The organism is Vibrio sp. ER1A, from assembly GCF_000733315.1.
GTDB classification, from domain to species: domain Bacteria; phylum Pseudomonadota; class Gammaproteobacteria; order Enterobacterales; family Vibrionaceae; genus Vibrio; species Vibrio mediterranei.
The window spans coordinates 66,926-91,826 of the sequence record NZ_JPJA01000092.1 but is presented as its reverse complement, the minus strand read 5'-3'; the positions used below and the strand labels follow the sequence as shown (position 1 = coordinate 91,826).

Genomic DNA, 24,901 nt, shown 5'->3' with positions numbered 1-24,901 from the left:
ACACTATGACATCCAGAACCATTATCGCCTTCGATTATGGAACCAAGAGTATTGGTAGCGCCATTGGTCAAGAAGTCACTGGCACTGCAAGTCCACTGAAAGCCTTCAAAGCCAAAGACGGCATTCCAAACTGGGATGATATTGAGGCTATGCTCAAAGAGTGGCAACCAGATCTGATCGTTGTTGGATTACCGACGGATCTGCATGGCAAAGCACTAGAGGAAATTACCGCACGAGCGAAAAAGTTTGCTAATCGAGTTCATGGCCGATTTGGGCTTCAAGTAGAGTTGCACGATGAGCGTCTGTCCACCGCGGAAGCGCGAGCAGAATTATTTGAGATGGGTGGTTATAAAGCTCTATCGAAGGGCAATGTCGACTGTCAGTCAGCGGTAGTGATTTTAGAAAGCTGGTTTGAAGCGCAATGGGCTTAAGTTCAGTAACAAAAAAGGATGACCAATGAGTCATCCTTTTTAATCGATTATGTCTACTCAACCTACTAAGGTCATTAATTAAACACGTAATTAATCGACTTTCAATTCTTGAAGCATTGACTCTGGCAGAGCTAACTCGTCGTTTTTGTTTACTTGAATACCCGCCGCAATAATCGCTTCCGCAATCGCTTTTGCCTCTTCTAAAGAGTGCATAGCCGCCGTACCACACTGATACTCATTTAGCTCAGGAATCTTGTTCTGGCTTTCTACCTTCAGAACGTCTTGCATCGCGCTTAACCAAGCGTCCGCTACTTGTTGCTCTGAAGGTGTACCGATTAAGCTCATGTAGAAACCTGTACGGCAGCCCATTGGAGAAATATCGATGATTTCAACAGCATCACCATTTAGGTGTGCACGCATAAAGCCAGCGTATAGGTGCTCAAGCGTGTGGATGCCTTTCTCAGAAAGGATATCTTTGTTTGGCGCCGTGAAACGTAAGTCAAACACCGTGATGGTGTCTCCTTTTGGGGTTTGCATTGTTTTCGCTACACGTACGGCTGGTGCGTGCATCTTTGTGTGGTCTACCGTGAAGCTATCCAGTAGTGGCATGATTGATTCTCCTTAGCGTTACTCACCGCAAAAGCCGTGAGTAAGTGATTAGTGGCTCGATTGTAAGGGGCTACACCAAGAGGTGCAACTCGCTTACTTGTTAATCGCCTGCATACGTTCTGGGGTGAGATACGCAAAATAGTTCGTTAAGAAATCATCGAAGCTTTCTTTGTCTGAAGCTTCAATCACTTTCTGAACTTCAACCGACCGAATCACTTCCGTTTCCATAAGGTCAGACGAATAAGCATGATATTGATGATCTAAGTTCTTCTGGCGGTATTCTTTACCAAGCTCGCAACCAACTTTACCTAGACCACCTAATGCCTTTGTTTTCTCAAGTAAACGGCCAGAAATGGACAGTTCAGGGTCGTCGTTCCAAGCTTCCAGTGTGTCACACACTTTTTGATATTCGTTGCCACCGTGAGCAGCATCCATATGTTTAGCGATTTCTCGAAGGTCGACAAACACACGTTTTACCCATGATTGGCTATCAAGCACTTCACCGTCACAACCAATTTTCAGTTCAAGACCAACTTGTCGGCCTTCAACAATCACTTTGTTCCAGTTTTCACGCCAGCATTCAAGTTCACAATTGTCCATAGGCTCAGAGTCTTTCAAAACGCACCAGGTTAAGAAGAGATCTAAGAAACGAATCTGATCCGCAGTAATTCCAATTGGACTAAATGGATTCACATCTAAAGAGCGAACTTCAATGTACTCAACACCTGCACGTGATAGCGCTTCTGATGGTTTTTCACCGCTTTGAGCCACACGCTTAGGACGAATCGGAGCATACAGCTCATTCTCAATCTGCAACACATAGTCGTTAAGCTGGCGATACTCACCTTCTACTTTTACGCCAATCTTGGCGAAATCTTCAGAAGGTGTGTGGATCGCTTGGTTTAGCCCTTCAAGATACTGGTCAAGGCTGTTAAAACCAATTTTAAGTGCACTCTGCGCGCTATTGGTATAACCCAAATCACTCAGTCTCAGCGACGTTGCTTTTGGCAAATAGAGCGTGCCGCCCACTTTCTCAAATGGCAGTTTAGTCTCCTTTCCTTGCAGGAAAGACGAGCAAATGGCCGGTGACGCACCAAAGAAATAAGGAATTAACCAGCCAAAACGGTAATAGTTTCGGATAAGACCGAAGTAGGCTTCCGATTTCGCATCTTGGCGTGCTTTTTCGTCTTGCTCACCAAATAGCGCATCCCAGAATGACTCTGGGAATGAGAAGTTAAAATGCACGCCGGAAATGATCTGCATTAAGCTACCGTAGCGATGCTTTAGTCCTTGACGATAAAGTGTCTTCATACGTCCAGAGTTCGAGCTGCCATATTGAGCTAAGGCGATATCATCTTCACTGCCCACATAACAGGGCATAGACAGTGGCCACAATTTCTCGTTGCCTAATTTCGTCTGAGTAAAATGATGGATATCAGATAACTGATTGATCAGCGTATCAACATCACGAGAAACTGGAGTAATAAACTCCAGTAGTGACTCGGAGAAATCCGTCGTAATGTATTCGTTCGTTAGGGCTGAGCCTAGCGCCTCTGGATGCGGCGTTGTCGCTAAGTGGCCATCGTCGGTATAACGCAACGATTCCCTTTCCACACCTCGTCCAAACTGTTTAAAAATGGTTTGGTCTTTAGCAACTTGATCCAGTCGCGCAGCAAATTTAGTCACAATGCGATTCGCTTATAGTTCGTTATTCCAATTGAAGACTGGGGACACCATACACGCTATCTTATTGAATAAACAAGAGCCGATGCCACCCATCCCTTCTATATGGTCACTCTATTGTGTGATTTCAAGTTCTTCAATTGGAATATTCAGTTTCTCAAGTTGCGGTTTTAGACTCTTCGCGTCTCCCACAACTATGATTTGGTATTTGTTTGGATCGAACCACTTCGCAGCCAGCTCATTAAGCACCGATTTGTCGACCGATTCTACAATGTCATTGCGCTGCTGGAGGTAATCCTTATCCAAACTATAGGTTAAAATTGACGACAACAAACTGGCTTTTTGACTTGGTGTTTCGTAAGTCAATGCATCTTGTTGTCCCACAGCAAGGCGCATAAACTCTAGTTCTTCATCGGTCATACCATTTTGGCTGTAGTCTTTTAACTCTTTAATGAGCTCTTCAATTGAAGGAATCGTCGCGTTAGCTCTCACTTGAGCACTAAAGACAATCGCTCCAATTTCACGATTACTCGCGAAATAACCACTCGCACCATAGGTGTAACCTTTGTCCTCTCGCAAATTCTGATTGATCCTGCTATTGAAGTTACCCGCCAAATTAAAGTTAGCCAGTCGACTCAAATACAGCTCGCCCGTTGCGTCAAACGGCAACCCTCGGCGCACCAAACGTACAATACTTTGTGGTGCAGCTGGCTTATCTACCAAGAAGATATGCTGACCAGTTAAAGGCGCTACTGCTTCCGGACAAATCAATGGCGCCGCTTCTCCACTCCAAGACTGCCAAAATGCCAATTGCTTCTTGATCTGTTTCTGGGAAATATCGCCAACCACCACTATTTGAGCCCCTTGTGGTGTGTAGTGCTTGCGATAGAAGCGCTTCACGTCATCAAGCGTAATTGAAGCAATCGACGCTTCAGTACCATCAGATGAGCGGCCAAATACAGAGTCTCCAAACAACACCTCTCTTGTCGCTTGTGATGCCATCCAGCTTGGTTTCTGATGTTGGTAAACCAATCCTTCTAGCGTTTGTGCTTTCAAGCGGTCAAAGTCTTCCTGTTTCATGGCAGGGTGGAATAGCGCATCCTCGAGCAGCGCTAAGGTCTCTGGCAAGTTCTTCGCTAGAGCCGAGACCGACACGCGTGTGGTGTAAGCTCCTGCGCTAAACCCAATTCGGCTACCTAATCGATCGAGCTCTGCTTGCAGTTCTTCCACGCTGCGTGTTGTGGTTCCTTCTTCCATCATGGAAGCTGTTAGCCCCGCTAAGCCTTCTTTTCCTTTCGCAACATAGCGATCGCCTGCAGGCAATTGGAAGTGAATCTCTACCGTTGGTGTTTCTCGTGTTTCTGTACCTAGTAGCTCACTGCCATTATCAAACTGCAAGCTGTAAAGTGCTGGCATCTTAGCTTTAACTCCTTCCGCTACTTTAGGCATAACGCTGCGATCAAAGGTGTCAACAGGTCGTCGGAATACCAATTGCTCTTCCGTCACTTTGCTATATTTCGGTAATGTTCTCGGCGGAGTCTCGAAGTTAGCAGGCTCTACCGCCATATCTTTACGGCCTTTAGGCACCACACTCAAGGTTACTTTATGCTTATCGTTGATGAAGGTGTCGTAAGCATTAGTCACATCCTGAGGAGTAACCGCACGTATCTGCTTTAATTGCTGTTCTAAGCGATCTGGTTGACCAAAGAAGGTTTCGTTAGAGGCTAACTGAGAGACCTTACCTTTGACACTTTGCAGTGCGAAAACAGCGCCTGATTCAGAAAGGCCTGTGATCTGTTTCAGCCTCTCTTCACTGATGCCTTGTTTTTCAAACTCATTTAACGTCGCTAACAACTCGTTGTATAGCGCTTTTAGACCATCTTTATCTGTTGAAGCGCCCATAGCGTACACGTAGAAGTTACAAGCTAGCTCATTACAATCGTTGAATGCCCCAGCATCGAGCGCCTTTTGCGTCTTGATCAGTTTTTGATACAACAAACTATTGGTGCCACCACCGATGGCGTCAGCCATTGCCTCAAGCACAGCTTGATCTTTTGCGCCTCGATAGCTCGTCGTAGGCCAACCAATCACTACCATCGGCTGACGAATACGATCTTCTAACGTCACGTAACGATCGTTTGGCAACACAGCTGGTTGTTTTGGATCTTTGTCGACTTCAGGTCCTCTCGGAATAGAACCGAAGTATTTTTCTACCCATGCCAATGTTTGTGCTTTATCGATGTCACCACCAATGGTGAGCACGGCATTATTTGGTCCATACCAACGTAGGAAAAATGCTTTAAGATCATTCACGTCAACACGATCAAGATCTTCAACATATCCAATTGGCTGCCAAGAATAGGGGTGCCCTTCAGGGAACATGGCTTCACCCATTTTCTCCCATATCAGGCCATAAGGACGGTTATCGTAGTTTTGAGCACGTTCGTTCTTCACCGTATCACGCTGAATTTCAAATTTTTTCTGAGAAACTGCCCCAAGCAAAAAGCCCATACGATCCGCTTCAAGCCACAACATTTTCTCTAATTGGTTAGATGGAACGGTTTCAAAATAATTAGTGCGATCGCGCGTGGTCGTACCGTTTAAAGTGCCACCCGCTTCGGTAATGATCTTAAAATGTTGCTGATCACCGACGTGTTCTGAACCCTGGAACATCATATGTTCAAAGAAGTGTGCAAAACCGGACTTTCCGACCTCTTCACGAGCCGATCCCACATGGTAGGTGACATCCACATGTACTAAAGGATCCGAGTCATCGGGCGCTAAGATAACAGTGAGGCCATTTTCCAAACGGTATTTAGAATAAGGAATCATGACCTTGTCTGGGTCAGCTTTGGCCTCTTCAATTAAAGTGACACCTTTAGGTAAAGCACTACTGGCTTGATTTGACGGCTCGTTACTACTGCAACCGTATAGAAAGACCAGCGATAGAACGCCGAGCCAGATCTTTTTCATAAATGCTCCTTAGAAAAGACCGTAGAAGATAGCGGTCAGCGCGATATAACGTAGCGCTTTACCAATCGCAATAAGCACAACACATGGCAGAAACTTCATCCGCAGCCAACCTGCTGCTAAACACAAAGGGTCGCCAATGACGGGTAACCAACTCAACAATAACGTCCAGTAACCATATTTCTGTATCCATGCCATGGCTTTATGACCATGTTTCTCTTCCTGAGTTCGATTTGGCAACCAAATACCAATCCAGTAGTTGGTTAACCCTCCAAGAGTATTCCCTATGGTAGCAACCAAAATCACCATGGCCGGAGTGTATTGTTGCAAACTTAAGGTTGCCACTAGCCCGGCTTCTGAGCCACCTGGAAGTAAGGTCGCACTTAAAAACCCAGAAATAAAAAGAACCGCAAGTGCGGAGTCGGCAAACCATGACTCCGCTAGGTATTGAGAAAATGTTTCTAGCATTGCATATCAAGTAGGACTTTGCCGCGAGTACGGCTGGTTTCGACTTGTTGGTGAGCCTCAACCACTTGTGAATAAGGGAAAACGTGCTGAATTTCGGTTTTTAACAGTCCAACACCTACCATATACAGTAAGGTTTCCATTTGTTTGGTATCGGGAGACACTAACATTCCACTCGCTTCAAAACCAAGAAGTTTGGCTTTTTCGCATACTAGCTCTGCCGTAATCGTCGGAATGGTGATAACTCTAGCATTATCTTTAAGACACTTAAGTGCATCTAACGCGACATCACCACCGACTAGGTCAATCAGTACATCGACATCGCTTAGTCGCTCTGAAGCTGGCGCGAATTCATAATTGATAGCATGAGCGCCTAATGTAGCCAAATAATCGAGATTGCGCTCACTGCAAGTGGTGTACACCTCTGCTTTAGTCGCCACTGCTAGTTGAACCGCGATGTGACCAACGCCACCTGCACCCGCTAGGATTAACACTCGCTCGCCCTCTTGCACCTGAGCTTTATTAATTGCTTGTGCTGCTGTTTGCCCAGCCAATGGCAACGCTGCTGCTGCCTCTAAGGTAACCGTGTTAGGCAACGCAGTAAGCTCTGTTTCGGGTACACACACATATTGACTATAACCACCCGCACGAAGAGGAAACCCAATAAATCCCACGACCTCTTGACCTACTTCAAACGCCTGTGCGCCTTCACCTAAACCAGCAATTGAGCCCGAGATATCATAACCCGGTACCCAAGGTAAGTTATCTTTGTTTTCAGCTGCCGCCCACCCCAATCCAGCACGCGTCTTCACATCAATAGGATTAATGCCAGCATAGGCGACTTTTACCAGCACCTCACCGGCTTTTGGTTGAGGAATATCGACCTCCTGAAATGCCAATACTTCTGCTGAACCAAATTCTGGGATGACTATTTGTTTACACTTCATCGCGGCTTCCTCTTCCAATTTGAGATTCCATAGTAACGAAATACCGGTTTGAGTCTAGATTATCTTTTCATCAACCCACATCCAGTATGTAACAAATTCAATCACTTTTGTGACTCATTATCTTGGCCTGATAACCAAAGATAAAAAAAGGGGAGCCTAAGCTCCCCCGATTAATACAATATGGATTCGCATTTAGCCTACCAGAGCTAACAAGATACCTGCAGCTACTGCCGAGCCTAATACGCCAGCTACGTTAGGACCCATTGCATGCATCAAAAGGAAGTTTTGTGGGTTAGCTTGTAAGCCCACCTTATTTACGACACGCGCAGCCATAGGTACCGCAGAAACACCAGCAGCACCAATCAACGGGTTAATATCTTCTTTGGAGTACTTGTTGAGCAGCTTCGCCATTAACACCCCTGCCCCAGTACCGATACTAAAGGCAACAGCGCCGAGAGCGAGAATACCCAAGGTTTCAAAATTTAGGAACTCTTCTGCTTGAAGCTTCGAACCCACACCAAGACCTAAGAAGATCGTCACAATATTGATGAGCTCATTTTGTGCCGTTTTCGATAATCGGTCGACAACGCCCGCCTCTCGCATCAAGTTACCCAGACAGAACATACCCACTAAAGGTGTTGCTGAAGGGAGGAACAAGATAGTCATCAACAACACGGCCAACGGGAATAAGATCTTCTCACCTTTACTAACATGGCGAAGTTGCGCCATCTTAATAGTACGCTCTTCTGGCGTGGTCAGTGCTTTCATTATCGGTGGCTGGATAATAGGAACCAATGCCATGTAGCTATATGCAGCGACCGCAATTGCACCGAGAAGATCCGGTGAAAGTCGGCTTGCTAAGAAGATAGCTGTTGGGCCATCCGCACCACCGATGATGGCAATGGAAGCAGCATCTTGCATCGAGAACTCCATACCCGGTACATAGTTCAGCAAAATTGCACCAAACAAGGTGGCGAAGATACCAAACTGAGCCGCAGCCCCTAACCATAAGGTTTTCGGGTTAGCGATTAATGCTCCAAAGTCAGTCATTGCTCCGACACCCATAAAGATGAGTAATGGGAACACGCCAGACTCGATACCGATATAATAGACGTAGTACAGCAAACCACCCGGCTCGGTAAAACCAGCATTTGGAATGTTCGCTAAAATAGCGCCAAAGCCAATAGGTAAAAGTAGTAGTGGTTCAAAGCCCTTACGAATCGCTAAGAACAGCAAGGTGCATCCGACCAAGATCATGCAGATTTGGCCGAATTCAAAGTTAGCGATCCCTGTTTCTGACCATAAGGTCATCAATCCTTCCATGGTGCTCCCTTACGCTAAGCTAACAAGAGGTGCGCCTACAACAACAGCATCACCTTCTTTCACGTGTACATCTTGAACCACGCCGCTTTGCGCAGCACGCACTTCTGTTTCCATCTTCATCGCTTCTAAGATAAGTAGCACATCACCTTCTTGAACCTGAGCACCAGATGCAACATTAACTTTAAAGATATTCCCCGCTAACGGAGCAGAAACCGCTTCAACATTCGTTGCAGCTGCAGGAGCTGTAGTGGTGGCAGGTGCTGCGGACGCTGGAGTCACTGAAGTAAGCTCACCTTTGGGACCCACTTCAACATCATAAACCTGACCATCGACTTTCACGCTATAAGATTCAATACCCGCGGCACTTGCTGCTGGAGCTGCAACAGGGGCAGCAGGTTTTGCTTCTTCTTTACCTGGAGCTGGCTCAAACGCATCAGGATTATGGCGATTCTTCAGGAACTTAAGGCCCACTTGAGGGAAGAGCGCATAAGTAAGTACATCATCCACTGTATCTTCTGCAAGAGAAATACCATCGGATTTTGCTTTTTGCAGCAGATCTTCCGTCAATGTGTCGAGTTCCGCTTCCAATAAATCAGCTGGACGACAGGTAATCGCGTGGGCACCATCAAGCACTTTTGCTTGAAGTTCAGCGTTAACTTCTGCTGGTGCCTTACCGTATTCCCCTTTAAGTACACCAGCTGTCTCTTTAGTAATGCTCTTATAGCGCTCACCCGTTAATACGTTGATCACCGCTTGAGTACCAACGATCTGTGATGTTGGCGTCACCAAAGGAATAAAGCCAAGATCTTCACGAACTCTTGGGATTTCTTCGAGAACTTCATCAATACGATCCGCTGCACCTTGTTCTTTTAGCTGCCCTTCCATGTTGGTCAGCATGCCACCTGGAACTTGCGCAATAAGAATACGTGAATCAACCCCTTTCAGTTGCCCCTCCCATTTCGCATACTTCTTACGAACTTCACGGAAATACGCTGCGATAGGTTCAATCTGCTCGAGCTTAAGATTGGTATCACGTTCAGTGCCTTGCAGCATTGCCACAACGGTCTCTGTAGGCGTGTGGCCATAAGTCTGACTCATTGAAGAGATAGCGGTATCTAGAATATCTATCCCAGCTTCGACTGCTTTAACCGCCGTTGCCGTTGATAGCCCGGTTGTTGCATGGCAATGCAGCGCCAGTGGCACTTCACATGATGATTTTATGCGTGAGATTAGTTCTTCGGCTTCATAAGGTTTAAGTAAACCAGACATGTCTTTGATACATAAAGAATGGCAACCTAAATCTTCTAAGCGCTTGGCTAAATCAACCCATGTATCCGTGTTATGTACAGGGCTTGTCGTATAAGACAGTGTACCTTGCGCGTGAGCACCAACATCTACAGCAGCTTTTACCGCTTTTTCGAAGTTGCGTACATCATTCATCGCGTCAAAAATACGAAACACGTCCATACCATTGGCATGGGCACGTTCAACAAATTTTTCCACCACATCGTCAGCATAGTGGCGGTAACCCAATAGGTTTTGTCCGCGCAATAGCATCTGCATTGGTGTGTTTGGCATGGCTTTTTTAAGTTCGCGTAAGCGCTCCCAAGGATCTTCACCCAAGAAACGAATACACGCATCAAAGGTGGCTCCCCCCCACGTTTCTAAAGACCAATACCCCACTTTATCGAGCTCGGCTGCGATAGGTAACATATCTTCAATACGCATCCGCGTTGCGAACAGAGACTGGTGGGCGTCACGAAGTACCACGTCCGTGATAGCTAGTGGTTTAGACATGCTCATTAACTCCTTTTAAGCTTTAACTCAATCTATTTAGCGGCCGAAGTGCGGTATTGATGAACAGCGGCAGAAATCGCTGCAACAACACTTGGGCTAACACCATTTGAGGGGGATTGTTGTGTTTTAATTTTTGTAGGAACTGCGATCGGTTCGGGCACTTCTTCTGGTACCAATTTCGACATTAACCGAACGAGATAAACGAGGATTGTTAGGAATACAAATACAACAGCCATACCCGTGAACATTAGGGCGGCTGCGTCTCCTAGCAGGCTTCCAATATTAGTCATGTTGCGTCCTTTCTTTGTCATCCTGACAAGTTACTCAATCATAAAACGTGGCGTCACTGCACACAGATTGACAAGCAATGGTTCTTGCATTGATCCATTGCAAGAGGTCTAGGATTATCTCGATTGGTGAAAGTTTGTCAATTTTGTTTAATCTACAGTCGTCATTAAAACGTCATTCAAATGAAAAACTATGATGAGCACGACAATTTATGGTGTATTTGTACTTACACAGAACTTCATACTATGACTCAACCATAGATTTCAACATAAACAAACTGGAGTTGGAAAACTGAGACAGGCTTAAAATTACCGCGATTTATCCTTAAAAAACATCACGTTGTAATCATAAGGTTATTGATATGATAAATTTTTGTTAATAAAAAACCCCGCCTAAGCGAGGTTTCTAAATAATGGCGCGCTCGGAAGGATTCGAACCTTCGACCGCCTGGTTCGTAGCCAGGTACTCTATCCAGCTGAGCTACGAGCGCGCAACAAGTCTTTGTAAAGCTTATGCTATAACAGGTGTTGAATTAAGTTCTCACTTAAATCTTTTACCTAAATAAATGGCGCGCTCGGAAGGATTCGAACCTTCGACCGCCTGGTTCGTAGCCAGGTACTCTATCCAGCTGAGCTACGAGCGCGCAACAAGTCTTTGTACAGCTTATGCTATAACAGGCGTTGAATTAAGTTCTCACTTAAATCTTTTACCTAAATAAATGGCGCGCTCGGAAGGATTCGAACCTTCGACCGCCTGGTTCGTAGCCAGGTACTCTATCCAGCTGAGCTACGAGCGCGCAACAAGTCTTTGTACAGCCTATGCTATAACAGGTGTTGAATTAAGTTCTCACTTAAATCTTTTACCTAAATAAATGGCGCGCTCGGAAGGATTCGAACCTTCGACCGCCTGGTTCGTAGCCAGGTACTCTATCCAGCTGAGCTACGAGCGCGCAACAAGTCTTTGTACAGCTTATGCCGTAACAGGTGTTGAATTAAGTTCTCACTTAAATCTTTTACCTAACCTATCATTCGAAAAGAATGGCGCGCTCGGAAGGATTCGAACCTTCGACCGCCTGGTTCGTAGCCAGGTACTCTATCCAGCTGAGCTACGAGCGCGCAAGGTTGTGAAGCATATCACATTTAATTTCTTTTTGAACAAAAAAATTGACTGAAACAGTCAATAAATGGCGGTGAGGGAGGGATTCGAACCCTCGATACGGCTACAAACCGTATACTCCCTTAGCAGGGGAGCGCCTTCAGCCTCTCGGCCACCTCACCGCAGTATTTCTTTCCGAAGAGAGAAATGGCGCGCTCGGAAGGATTCGAACCTTCGACCGCCTGGTTCGTAGCCAGGTACTCTATCCAGCTGAGCTACGAGCGCGCAATATGTTCAATAAGAACAGTGTTATACAACACTTCGCAAGAATGGCGGTGAGGGAGGGATTCGAACCCTCGATACGGCTACAAACCGTATACTCCCTTAGCAGGGGAGCGCCTTCAGCCTCTCGGCCACCTCACCGTCTTGCGGAGGCACATATTACGATTTACCAAAAATAAGTCAAACATTTTCTTGGTAAAATTAGGAAAAAACAGACTAAGCGTTGGCAAATTAACCAAACCACCATTTAATCGTAGCTTTCCTACACAAAATCCGACTTAGTGCCTCTATTAAGCGACGAATTTTGCGCAACAAAAAGGCCGGCATAACGCCAGCCCTCTCAGTTTGGATTAGTAGTTGCCTGAAGCAACGTTACCATTTCCTTTTTCCGCCTGAATGCGCATGTAAATTTCTTCACGATGCACTGAAACTTCTTTGGGAGCGTTAACACCAATGCGAACTTGGTTACCTTTAACACCTAGTACAGTAACAGTGACTTCATCACCAATCATCAACGTTTCGCCAACACGGCGAGTCAGAATCAGCATTCTTTGCTCCTTGAGTATTCTCTAATTATCTTGCTACGAAACTTATTATCCAACAAAAGTTATATTTTCGTAAACTATCTTATGAAAAGTATTTACCCCAAATGTACCTGTTTTTCTTCTCTCATAACGGATTCACTGGTGATAATGTAGTTATCATGCAGTACGTTAGCCGCTTTGTCGATAGCTCCCGGTTCCATTACTAACGTAATTGAGTGCTTATCCTCACAAAAGTGTAGAACAGATATGTCTGATAAGTTGAGAAGTTGTTGATATTGTGATGCTTGCGCCTTTGCATCGGCGCCAACAAGCGTCAATAACGCAACCTCTTGAGTCGCTACCACTTTCTCATCAATAACCAGTCGAAGCTTATCGCAACACTCTTGGCCCACTAACAATTGCTTGTAGGTGGAATCTGTCACCCAATGGCAATCATCAACCCCTAGCATTTGGCGCTGTTTATCAACGATATCAGCGTGCTCTGCCATCATACATAGAGCCATTATTTGTTTTCGTATTGCTAAGCCGCTAATTCCAGGCCTCGATTCCATGCCAGCTACTAAGGTCCCTTCGCCCGGTTCGAAACTCGACAACACACGAAGCGGCACTTGATGTTTCCATGCATAAGCAACACAAGGCAAATGTAAGACTTTCGCCCCTTTGTGTGCCATTTCATGCATGGTAGGAAAATCAATGGTATCAAGCCTTTCTGCTTTACTGACAATTCTTGGGTCGCAACTGTAAACGCCATCAACGTCTGTGAATATCTGACACTCTTGAGCTTCAAGCGCTCCGGCTAACGCGACCGCCGTCGTATCAGAGCCACCTCGACCTAAAGTCGTAATGTCACCAATTTCATTCACGCCTTGAAAGCCCGCCACAATGACAATTTTGTCCTGAGCCAAATAGTCATCAATCACACTGGTATCAATACTACTAATCGTTGCGTTGTTGTGGTTGTTGTTAGTGGCAATTCTTGCCTGTCCGCCAGTAAGAGAAACCGCAGCGTGTCCAAGTTTACTTAACGTCATGGATAGCAATGCCATAGAAATTTGCTCACCGGCAGATAACAAGACATCCAGTTCACGAACATTGGGTACTTTGTCGATCTGTTTAGCCAGATCAACCAATCGATTGGTTTCTCCTGACATCGCAGATACGACAACAACAACTTGTTTGCCCGACGCTTTAGCTCGAATTACGTGCTCTGCAACATTATGAATGCGTTCTACAGAGCCAACAGAAGTTCCACCGAACTTTTGCACGATTAGTGGTCTTTTCACCAGTCTTCACCTTCCCAAGACAACTTTACGTTGTCGATTTTTGAAATTACGGCCAATTTAGCCGCTCCCTTATATTAAGCGACGTCCACACGCACACTTATTAAATCAGCTCTTCAGCAGAGTATTATGCAATTCGTACTTTAAATGCACTGAGACCAAAAGCAACAATGCCCAATCAACGTACATTGATTGGGCATTTTATGATATCGATTAAAGAGTTATAGACGCTCTTCTAACCAGCTACGAATCGATTTTAACGCTTCAGGTAGCGCTTCAACATCAGAGCCCCCTGCTTGCGCCATATCAGGACGACCACCGCCCTTACCGCCAACTTGCTCGGCAACCATCTTAACAAGGTCGCCTGCTTTTACTTTGCCTGTAAGGTCTTTCGTCACACCTGCAATCAAACCAATTTTGCCATCTGCTACGTTCGCAATAAACGCAATACCGCTGCCCATTTGGTTTTTCGCATTGTCCATCATAGTACGAAGGTTCTTGCTATCAGCACCTTCTAGAGCTGCAACAAGAACTTGCGTACCCGCAATCTCTTCTACTTTGCCCATAATGTTGGCACTTTCAACCGCTGCAAGTTTATCTTTCAGTTGCTGAATCTCTTTTTCTAATGACTTAGCTTTACTTGCCGCATCAGTTAGTTTCTCTTCATATTGAGAAGCTTGAGCTTCGATAGCGTCTAGTGCCGCTTCACCAGTCACGGCTTCGATACGACGAATACCAGCAGCAATACCACCTTCCGATGTAATCTTGAACAGACCAATATCACCTGTATTGCTAGCGTGAATACCACCACAAAGCTCAGTTGAGAAGTCACCCATAGATAGAACACGAACTTCGTCATCGTACTTCTCACCAAACAGAGCCATCGCTCCTTTGGCTTTCGCTGATTCGATATCCATCACGTTAGTTTCAATAACGTGGTTAGTGCGAATCTGCGCGTTAACCAGACGTTCAACTTCTTTGATCTCTGCTTTCGTCATCGCTTCTAAGTGAGAGAAGTCGAAACGTAAGTTATCAGGCTTCACCAAAGAACCTTTCTGTGTAACGTGCTCACCAAGTACTTGGCGCAGTGCAGCGTGCAACAAGTGAGTTGCAGAGTGATTCAATGAAATAGCAGCGCGACGCTGTGCATCAACAATCGCATCGACTTCATCACCTTTTGCTAGAACACCTTCGACAAGCTCACCATGGTGTGCAATCGCGTTGCCCAGTTTTTGGGTATCTTCTACTTTGAATAGACCAGCCGCCGTTTTCAGTACACCAGCATCACCACACTGACCACCTGACTCTGCATAGAACGGCGTTTGTTCTAACACTACAATTGCTTTGTCGCCCGCTGATAGCGCATCAACTTCTGCGCCTTCAACAAACATAGCAGCAACAGAACTTGAACCTTCCGTGCCTGTGTAACCGCAGAATTCAGTGTCGGTATCGACTTTAATCGCAGCGTTGTAGTCCGTGCCAAACTGACCAGCTTCACGAGCACGCTGACGCTGTGCTTCCATCGCTTTCTCAAAGCCTTCTTCATCGATAGTAAACTCACGTTCACGAGCCACATCGTTAGTTAGATCTGCTGGGAAGCCATAAGTGTCATAGAGCTTGAATACTGTCTCGCCATCAAGAACCTTTTCATCACCAAGGTTATCAAGAGCTTCTGTCAGGATTGTCATACCACGTTCAAGAGTACGCCCGAAGTTCTCTTCCTCGATGCGAAGTACTTTTTCAACAACGGCTTGTTGCTTCTTAAGTTCTTCGCCCGCACTCCCCATAACAGAGGCAAGAGTACCAACAAGCTTGTGGAAGAATGCACCTTGCGCACCGAGCTTGTTACCGTGACGAACTGCACGGCGAATGATACGACGTAGTACGTAACCACGACCTTCGTTAGATGGCATCACACCGTCAACGATTAGGAATGAACATGAACGGATATGATCTGCAATTACGCGTAAAGATTGGTTTGATAAATCTTGGTAACCAATAACTTCAGCTGCAGCTTTGATCAATGTTTGGAACACATCGATTTCGTAGTTTGAGTGAACGCCTTGCATGATGGCAGAAATACGCTCAATACCCATACCAGTATCAACCGATGGTTTAGGTAGCGGTTCCATAGTACCGTCTGCATGACGGTTGAACTGCATAAATACGTTGTTCCAGATCTCGATGAATCGGTCACCATCTTCTTCAGGAGTACCAGGACGACCACCCCAGATGTGCTCACCGTGATCATAGAAAATTTCTGTACATGGACCACAAGGACCAGTATCACCCATTTGCCAGAAGTTGTCTGACTCGTATGGCTTGCCGTCTTTCTTGTCGCCAATGCGAACAATGCGATCCGCTGGCACGCCAATTTGCTTGTTCCAGATTTCAAACGCTTCATCGTCGGTTTCATAAACCGTTACAAGTAGGCGATCTTTTGGCAGTTTCAACGTTTCTGTTAAGAACTCCCAAGCAAAGCTGATAGCATCTTCTTTGAAGTAGTCACCAAAGCTGAAGTTACCCAGCATCTCAAAGAAAGTATGGTGACGAGCAGTGAAGCCAACGTTCTCAAGGTCGTTGTGCTTACCACCAGCGCGAACACAACGCTGGGCCGTAGTGGCACGAGTGTAGTTACGCTTTTCTAAGCCAAGGAAACAGTCTTTAAACTGGTTCATACCGGCGTTGGTGAAAAGCAGAGTTGGATCATCGTGTGGAACCAACGATGAACTGTCTACGATTTGGTGCCCTTTGCTCTCAAAGAACTTAAGGAACGCGTTGCGAACCTCGTCTGTGCTCATGTACATGCAGCTCTTCCTGAAATAATTCGAGTTAGATTTTGGGGACGTATTGTAACCCCATGAGTAAGGATTCGCCTAGTATTCTGGTAAAAAAGGCAGGAAACTGGAAGAAATTAGAGATTAATCGCGTTAGGACAAGTGGTTGCAGGTGAACTAAGGATTCTCAAGAGCATTTAGTGCATAGTTAATCTGTTCAAATGTGTAACCTCGATACTGCAAAAAGCGCACTTGTTTGGCGTATTCTTTCGGATCTTTTGATTTTCCGAGTCGAAACTTTTTCTCCGCCGTTGTTTTAGCCAACTCAAACCAGTCCACTTGCTCCTCTAACATCGCTTCATCAACGACAGAATCTGAGACACGCTTTTGGTTTAATTCTTGGCGAATTCTACGCTCACCATGACCCTTGTATACATGCTGACGAATTTGGCTCTTGGCAAAACGCAAGTCATCCAAATAGCGACAATCACGACAAAAATCTAACGCCGCTTCTACTTCAGATTCTTCGTAGCCTTTAAAAGCAAGTTTTTGATAAAGCTCATACTCACCATGATCTCGACGACTCAACAATTGAATCGCGGCTTCTTTCGCTGACAATGATGGTGGTTTTCGTTGAAACATAGTCACTCGACGAACAAAGTACAGATACAACAAAGCCCTGCTCTGCAGGGCTTATCTCAATGAGGTTGTTAACGCTTACAACTCTTCAGCTGGCGCTTCACCTTGCTCTGGAGCTTCTTCCAGTGCTGGTGTTAGTAGCATTTCACGAAGCTTCGCATCAATCGTTTGTGCCGCTTCTGGGTTTTCGCGAAGGAATTTACATGCGTTCGCTTTACCTTGACCAATCTTATCGCCGTTGTAGCTGTACCATGCACCCGCTTTTTCAACAAGCTTGTGCTTAACGCCTAGGTCAATAAGCTCGCCATAACGGTTGAAACCTTGGCCGTATAGAATTTGAGTCTCAGCTTGTTTAAATGGTGCTGCAATCTTGTTCTTAACAACTTTGATTCGAGTTTCGTTACCAACAACCTCGTCACCTTCTTTGATAGAACCAGTACGACGAATATCAAGACGAACAGACGCGTAGAACTTAAGTGCGTTACCACCTGTTGTCGTTTCTGGGTTACCAAACATCACACCAATCTTCATACGGATTTGGTTGATGAAGATACACATACAGTTAGACTGCTTAAGGTTACCAGTTAGCTTACGCATCGCTTGAGAAAGCATACGCGCTTGAAGACCCATGTGGCTATCGCCCATTTCACCTTCAATCTCTGCTTTTGGCGTTAGAGCCGCAACAGAGTCGACTACCATCACGTCAATAGCACCAGAGCGTGCTAGTGCATCACAGATTTCTAGAGCTTGCTCACCTGTATCTGGTTGAGAGACAAGTAACGAATCAATATCAACACCAAGCTTCTTCGCGTAGATTGGGTCTAGGGCATGTTCTGCATCGATAAACGCACATGTTTTACCTTGCTTCTGTGCCGCGGCAATACACTCTAGCGTTAACGTTGTTTTACCTGATGATTCCGGACCGTAGATTTCTACGATACGACCCATCGGAAGACCACCAGCACCTAGAGCGATATCTAGAGAAAGTGAACCTGTTGAAATGGTTTCAACGTCCATGGTGCGGTTATCACCAAGGCGCATAATCGAGCCTTTACCAAATTGCTTTTCAATCTGACCTAATGCAGCGGCTAACGCCTTTTGTTTATTCTCGTCCATTACTTTCTCCACAACTATCCTTTACGGATATAGGCTCTACGCAAGTTACTTGCTTTGGCAGTTTTCTAATTAGTGAGCGATGCATAAAAGCATCGCGATATGGTTTTATTATACTGTTGATTCATACAGTGTCTATACCTGTATGAAAATTTTTCCGACACAAACAGCAAATCGTTGATGCCGCGAGTGTTATTTTGTTAACAGTAAGGCTCGTCTTCCAATACGTGACGATACAATATCAATAGCGCATGCATTACAGCTTGCTGACGTACTGCGGCTCGGTCACCTTCAAACAAACAGGTTTCGACCTTGAGCCAACCTTGTTGTGAAGCCCACGCAAAGCAAACGGTTCCTACCGGTTTGTCTTCACTCCCCCCTCCAGGACCAGCAATTCCACTAATGGCAACGCTAAGCGTCCCTTTAGAATGCTGCAGCGCACCCTGTGCCATTTCAACAACAACGGCTTCACTCACCGCTCCATTCTGTCCAAGGGTTTCAGTTGCGACGCCAAGCATATCGATTTTTGCGTCGTTGCTGTAAGTAACAAATGCTCGATCAAACCACGCAGAGCTACCAGCAATATCAGTGATTGCCGTCGCCACACCGCCACCAGTACAAGACTCCGCGGTCACAAGGATATGATCTTTCTGTTCGAGTAACGCGCCTAGGTTGAAACTTAACTCTTCAATAGTGTTCATCTAGCAAACTCCTAAACAACTCAATGTTTGACAACGACCCCAAGCCATAGAGCCACTTTTTTATATTCCCTTTTCGCTCACGTCGGTTTCACGTATCCTAAGCAGCAATTGAAACAAGCAGCTAAAGATGTGACAGTGAAAGCGGAACAAAAACATACGCCAATGATGCAGCAATATCTGAAACTCAAAGCCGAGAATCCAGATATCCTGCTTTTCTACCGAATGGGTGATTTTTACGAGCTCTTTTATGACGACGCGAAACGTGCGTCTCAACTGCTCGATATTTCTCTAACCAAACGGGGCGCATCCGCGGGCGAGCCTATTCCAATGGCCGGTGTCCCTTTCCATGCCGTGGAAGGCTACTTAGCAAAACTGGTTCAACTGGGCGAATCTGTCGCTATCTGCGAGCAAGTTGGCGATCCTGCTACCAGTAAAGGTCCAGTAGAGCGTCGCGTGGTTCGAATTGTCACGCCAGGAACCGTTTCAGATGAAGCCTTACTATCGGAACGATTGGATAACCTAATTGCCGCAATCTACCACCAAAACGGTAAATTTGGCTATGCCACGCTAGATATTACCTCAGGTCGCTTTCAACTTTGTGAACCTAGTACCGAAGAAGCGATGTTGGCAGAACTGCAACGCACGGCACCTAAAGAGTTGTTATTCCCTGAGGATTTTGAACCCGTTGAACTGATGGCTAACCGCAATGGTAATCGCCGTCGTCCAATCTGGGAGTTTGAGATTGATACAGCAAGGCAACAACTGAATCAGCAATTTGGTACCAAAGATCTTATTGGGTTTGGGGTCGAGAAATGCGAACTCGGACTCTGCGCTGCAGGTTGTTTAATTCAGTATGTTAAAGATACTCAGCGCACGGCTCTACCACACATCCGTTCATTGACGCTAGTGAGCCAAGACCAATCTGTAGTACTTGATGCAGCCACGCGTCGTAACCTTGAGCTAACTCAGAATTTGTCGGGCGGACAAGACAACACGTTAGCCGAAGTCTTGGATCACACCGCAACAGCAATGGGTAGCCGAATGCTGAAGCGCTGGATCCATCAACCGATGCGCTGTATTAAGACTTTGAACTATCGCCTTGATGTTATCTCAGAACTCAAACAAGATGCGTTGTATACCGAGCTTTCGCCTACGTTGAAACAAATTGGTGATATCGAGCGTATCTTGGCACGTTTGGCACTTCGCTCTGCAAGGCCACGAGATATGGCTCGATTACGCAGTGCTCTGAACCTCTTGCCCGAGCTGGCACTAAGTCTTGAAACCGTTGCTCACCCATACTTGCAGCAACTGGCTCAATACTCCGCACCTATGGACAGCATGGCAGAACTGCTTGAGCGCGCTATCAAAGAAAACCCACCCGTAGTAATTCGCGATGGTGGCGTCATTGCTGATGGCTACAATGCCGAATTGGACGAGTGGCGTGATTTAGCTAATGGTGCGACGGCTTACCTTGAGAAACTGGAGCATGATGAACGAGATCGCCACGGTATAGACACACTGAAGGTTGGTTACAACAATGTACACGGCTTCTACATTCAAGTCAGTCGCGGTCAAAGTCACCTAGTACCACCGCACTATGTGCGCCGCCAAACCTTGAAGAATGCTGAACGCTATATTATTCCAGAGTTAAAAGAGCATGAAGATAAAGTGCTTAACTCTAAGTCTAAAGCGTTGGCAATTGAGAAGAAGCTATGGGAAGAGCTGTTTGATTTGTTGCTGCCACAGTTGGAGCAACTGCAAAATCTAGCTTCAGCGCTATCGCAATTAGACGTTTTGCAAAACCTAGCTGAGCGTGCTGAAAGTCTCGATTATTGTCGCCCAGTCCTCAGTGACAATGCCGGTATTCTGATTCAAGGTGGCCGCCACCCTGTCGTTGAACAGGTGATGGATGAGCCATTCATTGCCAACCCTATCTCGCTCAACCCAGAGCGAAAAATGTTAATCATTACCGGTCCGAATATGGGTGGTAAGTCGACCTATATGCGCCAAACGGCACTGATTGCACTAATGGCTCACATTGGCTCTTATGTCCCTGCAGAGTCCGCTGAAATCGGTTCACTGGATCGCATCTTTACGCGTATTGGGGCATCCGATGATCTTGCCTCTGGTCGTTCTACGTTCATGGTCGAGATGACCGAAACGGCAAACATCTTACACAATGCGACAGAAAACAGCTTGGTGTTAATGGATGAAATCGGCCGTGGTACCAGCACCTATGACGGTCTATCGCTAGCCTGGGCAAGTGCTGAATGGCTAGCGACCAAAGTTGGCGCTATGACCTTGTTTGCGACCCACTATTTTGAACTGACAGAAATGCCAAACCAGCTACCACATCTCGCTAACGTTCACCTTGATGCGGTAGAGCATGGTGACTCCATCGCCTTTATGCACGCGGTTCAAGAAGGAGCGGCGAGTAAATCCTACGGCCTTGCTGTCGCCGGATTGGCCGGTGTACCAAAAGCGGTCATAAAGAATGCGAGACAAAAACTCACTCAGTTGGAACAATTAGGTCAAAAGCCAACGACCAACGATTCTCCACAAGTCGACATTGCCAATCAGTTGAGTTTGATTCCAGAGCCAAGCGAAGTGGAAGAAGCTCTGGCACAAATCGACCCTGACGATCTAACACCGAGACAGGCATTGGAAGAGCTATATCGTCTGAAACGTTTGTTATAGAAGTAACGACTTGCTCTCTTGTTGAGATTTTTAGCAAGAGAGCAAACTTGATTATGCACTCATGATTGTCATAACTAGCAATGTTGAATGCCAGATAACAAATAAGACTATATCGCTACATAACTTCATAGCTACATAGCTACATGAGTCACGCAAAGTGATTGACTTAACGCCACATCAAATTCCTGCACTTGCCCATCTAAATTCACTATCAGACTGTACAAGTCATCTGGATTAGGCTGCGCCGGATCAGCATATTTAGGTGCTTCAACCTGAAACAGAGCCGATGCTTGATGTGCTCGAACATCAATAGGCAAATGTAATGTCATACCGTTAAATCTGACTGACGCTGATACTAAACCTGCACGGTAGGTACGATAATGAAGGTCGACTTTAAACTCACAGCCACCACCGTGGTGCCAGATCTGTTCCATTGCTACATGCTCTAACCTAACATGTGGAATAAATTGCAAATAAGGCATTTGCCATACACCGATACGTGTCTCGGTTGCAGGTTTGGTAACAGATAAAGAACACTGCGGCGCTTCATCAAGATCAATCAACAAGTCTTCTTCATCATACTCTAAGAACAAGATTTCAATGCGATTGGGTCCCTGTTGTAAATGGGCTCTTACTTCGCGACGATACGTCGCTTCACTGCCATCACAATCCAACACTGCACGACCATTAATACGAATTTCTGCATAATGCTCAACACCACCGATCACTAAATCGACCGCCGGATTCTGCAACTCTTCTTCCGCTAACTCAAAGTCATGCATGAGGTGCCATTCTTGGTTGGCAATCATTTCTTCGGTAAGCTCTGAAGGTAAGACCTGACTTAAAGCGCCAGGGAAAGAGAGATCATCTTGAGGTATAGAGAGATCCGTAAGTGGGGACAGCTGCCATAGGCCAGCCAAATTCTTTTTCATGGTGTGAATTGACCTAGATCATATTTAGCGCAGTATAATCAAATCCGTTATCGAAAGATAGTTGAACCCGCAAGATAGCAAAAAGGCCAGCTAAGCTGGCCTTTCAACAACAATTAAGGCTTACTCTTCGTCGCCTTCATCTTCATCGGTATAAAGAGCATCTTCGCCCTCGTAGTATGTACCCCAACCGTCATAGATGATGTCGTACTTCTCAGCTAAGTTCACTAGCTTTTCAACTTGTGCGTCAATCTGCTCTGCATTCAGAGTCGATTCCATTGTCGCGTCGCAGCACAACAGTTTGTTACCGTCTTCGTCTTCGGTCTCTTCCGCTTCTAGCACTTCGAAGCCCATTTTGAACGCTTCAACAACCGCCTTCTCTAGACGATCGAAATCTTCAGCAAACAGGTGGTGTTCGATCTCATACAATGCCTCTGGATCACTTCCATCTTCAATTAAGGCCTGAATGATATCGCGAGTTTCTTCCTTTTGAATTTCGATCAAATCTTCAACGGACATATACTCATCTTGTTGAGACATAAAGTGCTCCAGCTATAAATAGGTTATCGGCATGAATGATACGAGAAGTCAGCTGAAATCGAAAGATCAAACCGAGATCTTTCCTGACTATTTTTCAGTTATCGAACTCAAACCGAGCAAGATCGAGATCACAGAAACATAATTTTAACATTTCATTACTTACCTCTGATTTCAGCATAAACTTAGACAAAAGCCATAGCTAATCAGCAACAATCGCCCAGAAAGGTTATGAGGCAATTTTGCATATCAAACACTCTATTCTTAAGTTTGACCTGGTTTTGCTTTAGTCATAATACCCAGTATTTTCTACAAATTTGCGTTTTTTTATGCACATATCATTCATGAATATTGTATTAAAACTGCTCAAGAGGCCTGCATACTCAAGCAAGAATTCACAGAAACTAGCACAACTCTCTTATAAAAACTTTATCTGTATTTCTCTACTTAAATCCACAATATCACTGCAATTTTAAGTTTTTGCAGTAACAAACACTGACATTTTGACTTGCATCTTGATAACAAGCTTGTCATAAATAGCGCAATCAAAACTGAAAGGAATCACAATGAGTAAGTTGTACGTTGGGTCGGAAGTAGGCCAATTACGCCGTGTATTGTTAAACCGTCCAGAACGCGCCCTAACCCACCTCACGCCATCAAACTGCCATGAACTACTGTTTGATGATGTACTGGCTGTAGAAGCCGCTGGTGAAGAGCATGACGCTTTTGCCAATACATTACGCAGCCAAGATGTGGAAGTACTGCTGCTTCACGATTTATTAGTAGAGACTCTTGCCGTCCCTGAAGCGAAGGAATGGCTTCTCGAAACGCAGATTTCTGATTTACGTTATGGTCCTATCTTCGCTAACGAACTTCGTAACTATCTGACAGAAATGGACGACGAGCACTTAGCAACTATTTTGTTGGGCGGCCTCGCATACTCTGAGCTACCAATAAAAACCCCTTCTATATTACAAAAGATGAGTAAGCCGCTTGATTTTGTCATTGAGCCACTGCCAAACCACCTTTTCACCCGTGATACCTCTTGCTGGGTGTATGGTGGCGTATCGCTGAACCCAATGATGAAACCCGCTCGTCAACGCGAGACAAATCATCTAAGAGCCATTTATCGCTGGCATCCAACCTTCGCAGGTCAAGACTTCATTAAATATTTCGGCGATGAAGATCTTCATTATGATAACGCCAACATCGAGGGCGGTGACGTTCTTGTTATTGGTAAAGGTGCAGTATTAATTGGTATCTCTGAGCGCACCACCCCACAAGGCGTGGAAAACTTGGCGGCGAATCTATTTAAATCCGGACAAGCGTCTCAGGTCATTGCCATTGACCTTCCGAAACATCGCTCTTGCATGCATCTTGATACCGTTATGACTCATATGGACGTGGATACCTTCTCAGTTTACCCAGAGATCATCAACGACAAACTGGATACTTGGCGTCTAACCGCCGACAGCAAAGGCCAAATGCAAGTTGAAAAATTACCTAACTATCTTAAAGCCCTAGAAAGTGCGCTTAACGTTGATCAATTGAAGATCATCACAACGGGTGGTGATAACTACGAAGCAGAGCGTGAGCAATGGAACGATGCTAACAATGTGCTCACCGTCAAACCCGGTGTCGTTATCGGCTACGAGAGAAATGTGTATACTAATGAAAAGTATGACAAAGCGGGCATTCAGGTCCTAACCATCCCAGGTAATGAGCTAGGACGTGGTCGGGGCGGAGCCCGTTGTATGAGCTGTCCAATCGAACGAGATGGCATATAAACATAA

At 45.6% G+C, this 24,901-nt stretch carries 19 protein-coding genes and 8 tRNA genes; 3 read left to right on the top strand and 24 right to left on the bottom strand.

Annotation, left to right across the window (positions count from 1 at the left end; all coding sequences use genetic code 11):
- The first annotated feature begins 5 nt into the window (after positions 1–5).
- The gene (gene ruvX, locus HW45_RS18985; RefSeq protein WP_006075166.1) at positions 6–431 is read left to right on the top strand and encodes a Holliday junction resolvase RuvX; all 426 of its coding nucleotides are present in this window, start codon (positions 6–8) and stop codon (positions 429–431) included.
- 90 nt (positions 432–521) lie between these two features.
- Here ruvX and luxS read toward each other — a convergent pair whose 3' ends face one another.
- From luxS to pncC, 22 genes are all read right to left on the bottom strand, one after another.
- Positions 522–1,040: an S-ribosylhomocysteine lyase gene (gene luxS, locus HW45_RS18980; RefSeq protein ID WP_031493706.1), complete on the bottom strand. Its 519-nt coding sequence runs from the start codon at positions 1,038–1,040 to the stop codon at positions 522–524.
- 93 nt (positions 1,041–1,133) lie between these two features.
- Positions 1,134–2,726 carry a glutamate--cysteine ligase gene (gshA, locus tag HW45_RS18975; RefSeq protein WP_038228925.1) on the bottom strand — a complete coding sequence of 531 codons (1,593 nt, stop codon included), beginning with the start codon at positions 2,724–2,726 and terminating at the stop codon, positions 1,134–1,136.
- Positions 2,727–2,837: 111 nt separating this feature from the next.
- Positions 2,838–5,696 carry a M16 family metallopeptidase gene (locus HW45_RS18970; protein ID WP_038228924.1) on the bottom strand — a complete coding sequence of 953 codons (2,859 nt, stop codon included), beginning with the start codon at positions 5,694–5,696 and terminating at the stop codon, positions 2,838–2,840.
- A 9-nt stretch (positions 5,697–5,705) separates the two neighbouring features.
- Positions 5,706–6,161 (bottom strand): YqaA family protein, encoded by a 456-nt coding sequence (locus HW45_RS18965; RefSeq protein WP_031495418.1) that lies wholly within the window; start codon positions 6,159–6,161, stop codon positions 5,706–5,708.
- A complete protein-coding gene (locus tag HW45_RS18960; protein ID WP_038229624.1) occupies positions 6,155–7,105 on the bottom strand; it encodes an NADP-dependent oxidoreductase in 951 nt (316 codons plus the stop codon). The genes HW45_RS18965 and HW45_RS18960 overlap by 7 nt, the downstream gene beginning before the upstream one ends.
- A 192-nt stretch (positions 7,106–7,297) precedes the next feature.
- Positions 7,298–8,428 (bottom strand): sodium ion-translocating decarboxylase subunit beta, encoded by a 1,131-nt coding sequence (locus tag HW45_RS18955; RefSeq protein ID WP_006075160.1) that lies wholly within the window; start codon positions 8,426–8,428, stop codon positions 7,298–7,300.
- A gap of 9 nt (positions 8,429–8,437) precedes the next feature.
- Positions 8,438–10,225: a sodium-extruding oxaloacetate decarboxylase subunit alpha gene (oadA, locus tag HW45_RS18950; protein WP_038228922.1), complete on the bottom strand. Its 1,788-nt coding sequence runs from the start codon at positions 10,223–10,225 to the stop codon at positions 8,438–8,440.
- A 32-nt stretch (positions 10,226–10,257) separates the two neighbouring features.
- The gene (locus HW45_RS18945) at positions 10,258–10,515 is read right to left on the bottom strand and encodes an oxaloacetate decarboxylase subunit gamma (RefSeq protein WP_006075158.1); all 258 of its coding nucleotides are present in this window, start codon (positions 10,513–10,515) and stop codon (positions 10,258–10,260) included.
- A 411-nt stretch (positions 10,516–10,926) separates the two neighbouring features.
- Positions 10,927–11,003: transfer RNA gene (locus HW45_RS18940), tRNA-Arg, on the bottom strand.
- A 76-nt stretch (positions 11,004–11,079) separates the two neighbouring features.
- Positions 11,080–11,156: transfer RNA gene (locus HW45_RS18935), tRNA-Arg, on the bottom strand.
- Positions 11,157–11,232: 76 nt separating this feature from the next.
- Positions 11,233–11,309, bottom strand: a tRNA-Arg gene (locus HW45_RS18930).
- Positions 11,310–11,385: 76 nt separating this feature from the next.
- A tRNA-Arg gene (locus HW45_RS18925) sits at positions 11,386–11,462 on the bottom strand.
- Positions 11,463–11,551: 89 nt separating this feature from the next.
- Positions 11,552–11,628: transfer RNA gene (locus tag HW45_RS18920), tRNA-Arg, on the bottom strand.
- 69 nt (positions 11,629–11,697) lie between these two features.
- Positions 11,698–11,790 (bottom strand) — tRNA-Ser (locus tag HW45_RS18915).
- A 26-nt stretch (positions 11,791–11,816) separates the two neighbouring features.
- Positions 11,817–11,893: transfer RNA gene (locus HW45_RS18910), tRNA-Arg, on the bottom strand.
- 45 nt (positions 11,894–11,938) lie between these two features.
- Positions 11,939–12,031, bottom strand: a tRNA-Ser gene (locus HW45_RS18905).
- A gap of 209 nt (positions 12,032–12,240) precedes the next feature.
- Positions 12,241–12,438, bottom strand: a complete 198-nt coding sequence (gene csrA, locus HW45_RS18900) for a carbon storage regulator CsrA (protein WP_004415691.1) — start codon at positions 12,436–12,438, stop codon at positions 12,241–12,243.
- Between the two features lie 92 nt (positions 12,439–12,530).
- Positions 12,531–13,718, bottom strand: a complete 1,188-nt coding sequence (locus HW45_RS18895) for an aspartate kinase (RefSeq protein ID WP_038228920.1) — start codon at positions 13,716–13,718, stop codon at positions 12,531–12,533.
- 218 nt (positions 13,719–13,936) lie between these two features.
- Positions 13,937–16,522: an alanine--tRNA ligase gene (alaS, locus tag HW45_RS18890; RefSeq protein ID WP_038228918.1), complete on the bottom strand. Its 2,586-nt coding sequence runs from the start codon at positions 16,520–16,522 to the stop codon at positions 13,937–13,939.
- Between the two features lie 147 nt (positions 16,523–16,669).
- Entirely contained in the window at positions 16,670–17,134 is a 465-nt protein-coding gene (gene recX, locus HW45_RS18885; protein ID WP_038228916.1) for a recombination regulator RecX, read from the bottom strand.
- A 75-nt stretch (positions 17,135–17,209) separates the two neighbouring features.
- Positions 17,210–18,247 carry a recombinase RecA gene (gene recA, locus HW45_RS18880; RefSeq protein WP_006073329.1) on the bottom strand — a complete coding sequence of 346 codons (1,038 nt, stop codon included), beginning with the start codon at positions 18,245–18,247 and terminating at the stop codon, positions 17,210–17,212.
- 197 nt (positions 18,248–18,444) lie between these two features.
- Positions 18,445–18,945 (bottom strand): nicotinamide-nucleotide amidase, encoded by a 501-nt coding sequence (pncC, locus tag HW45_RS18875; RefSeq protein WP_006073327.1) that lies wholly within the window; start codon positions 18,943–18,945, stop codon positions 18,445–18,447.
- 135 nt (positions 18,946–19,080) lie between these two features.
- On the opposite strand from pncC, the gene mutS reads away from it, so the two are divergent.
- On the top strand, positions 19,081–21,642 hold the full coding sequence (gene mutS / locus HW45_RS18870; protein ID WP_038228914.1) for a DNA mismatch repair protein MutS: 2,562 nt from the start codon (positions 19,081–19,083) through the stop codon (positions 21,640–21,642).
- 131 nt (positions 21,643–21,773) lie between these two features.
- On the opposite strand, the gene HW45_RS18865 is transcribed toward mutS, so the two are convergent.
- Positions 21,774–22,574 carry a glycosyl hydrolase 2 galactose-binding domain-containing protein gene (locus tag HW45_RS18865; protein WP_038228912.1) on the bottom strand — a complete coding sequence of 267 codons (801 nt, stop codon included), beginning with the start codon at positions 22,572–22,574 and terminating at the stop codon, positions 21,774–21,776.
- A 120-nt stretch (positions 22,575–22,694) separates the two neighbouring features.
- A complete protein-coding gene (gene rraB, locus HW45_RS18860) occupies positions 22,695–23,111 on the bottom strand; it encodes a ribonuclease E inhibitor RraB (RefSeq protein ID WP_038228909.1) in 417 nt (138 codons plus the stop codon).
- 563 nt (positions 23,112–23,674) lie between these two features.
- On the opposite strand from rraB, the gene arcA reads away from it, so the two are divergent.
- Positions 23,675–24,895, top strand: coding sequence for an arginine deiminase (gene arcA, locus HW45_RS18855; RefSeq protein WP_038228908.1), 1,221 nt, complete (start codon positions 23,675–23,677; stop codon positions 24,893–24,895).
- The last annotated feature ends 6 nt before the right edge of the window (positions 24,896–24,901 follow it).

Coding starts and splice junctions, on each gene's coding strand:
- ruvX (WP_006075166.1), top strand. CDS start 6: ATGACATCCAGAACCATTATCGCCTTCGATTATGGAACCAAGAGTATT.
- luxS (WP_031493706.1), bottom strand. CDS start 1,040: ATGCCACTACTGGATAGCTTCACGGTAGACCACACAAAGATGCACGCA.
- HW45_RS18970 (WP_038228924.1), bottom strand. CDS start 5,696: ATGAAAAAGATCTGGCTCGGCGTTCTATCGCTGGTCTTTCTATACGGT.
- HW45_RS18965 (WP_031495418.1), bottom strand. CDS start 6,161: ATGCTAGAAACATTTTCTCAATACCTAGCGGAGTCATGGTTTGCCGAC.
- HW45_RS18960 (WP_038229624.1), bottom strand. CDS start 7,105: ATGAAGTGTAAACAAATAGTCATCCCAGAATTTGGTTCAGCAGAAGTA.
- HW45_RS18955 (WP_006075160.1), bottom strand. CDS start 8,428: ATGGAAGGATTGATGACCTTATGGTCAGAAACAGGGATCGCTAACTTT.
- oadA (WP_038228922.1), bottom strand. CDS start 10,225: ATGTCTAAACCACTAGCTATCACGGACGTGGTACTTCGTGACGCCCAC.
- HW45_RS18945 (WP_006075158.1), bottom strand. CDS start 10,515: ATGACTAATATTGGAAGCCTGCTAGGAGACGCAGCCGCCCTAATGTTC.
- csrA (WP_004415691.1), bottom strand. CDS start 12,438: ATGCTGATTCTGACTCGCCGTGTTGGCGAAACGTTGATGATTGGTGAT.
- alaS (WP_038228918.1), bottom strand. CDS start 16,522: ATGTACATGAGCACAGACGAGGTTCGCAACGCGTTCCTTAAGTTCTTT.
- recX (WP_038228916.1), bottom strand. CDS start 17,134: ATGTTTCAACGAAAACCACCATCATTGTCAGCGAAAGAAGCCGCGATT.
- recA (WP_006073329.1), bottom strand. CDS start 18,247: ATGGACGAGAATAAACAAAAGGCGTTAGCCGCTGCATTAGGTCAGATT.
- pncC (WP_006073327.1), bottom strand. CDS start 18,945: ATGAACACTATTGAAGAGTTAAGTTTCAACCTAGGCGCGTTACTCGAA.
- HW45_RS18865 (WP_038228912.1), bottom strand. CDS start 22,574: ATGAAAAAGAATTTGGCTGGCCTATGGCAGCTGTCCCCACTTACGGAT.
- rraB (WP_038228909.1), bottom strand. CDS start 23,111: ATGTCTCAACAAGATGAGTATATGTCCGTTGAAGATTTGATCGAAATT.
- arcA (WP_038228908.1), top strand. CDS start 23,675: ATGAGTAAGTTGTACGTTGGGTCGGAAGTAGGCCAATTACGCCGTGTA.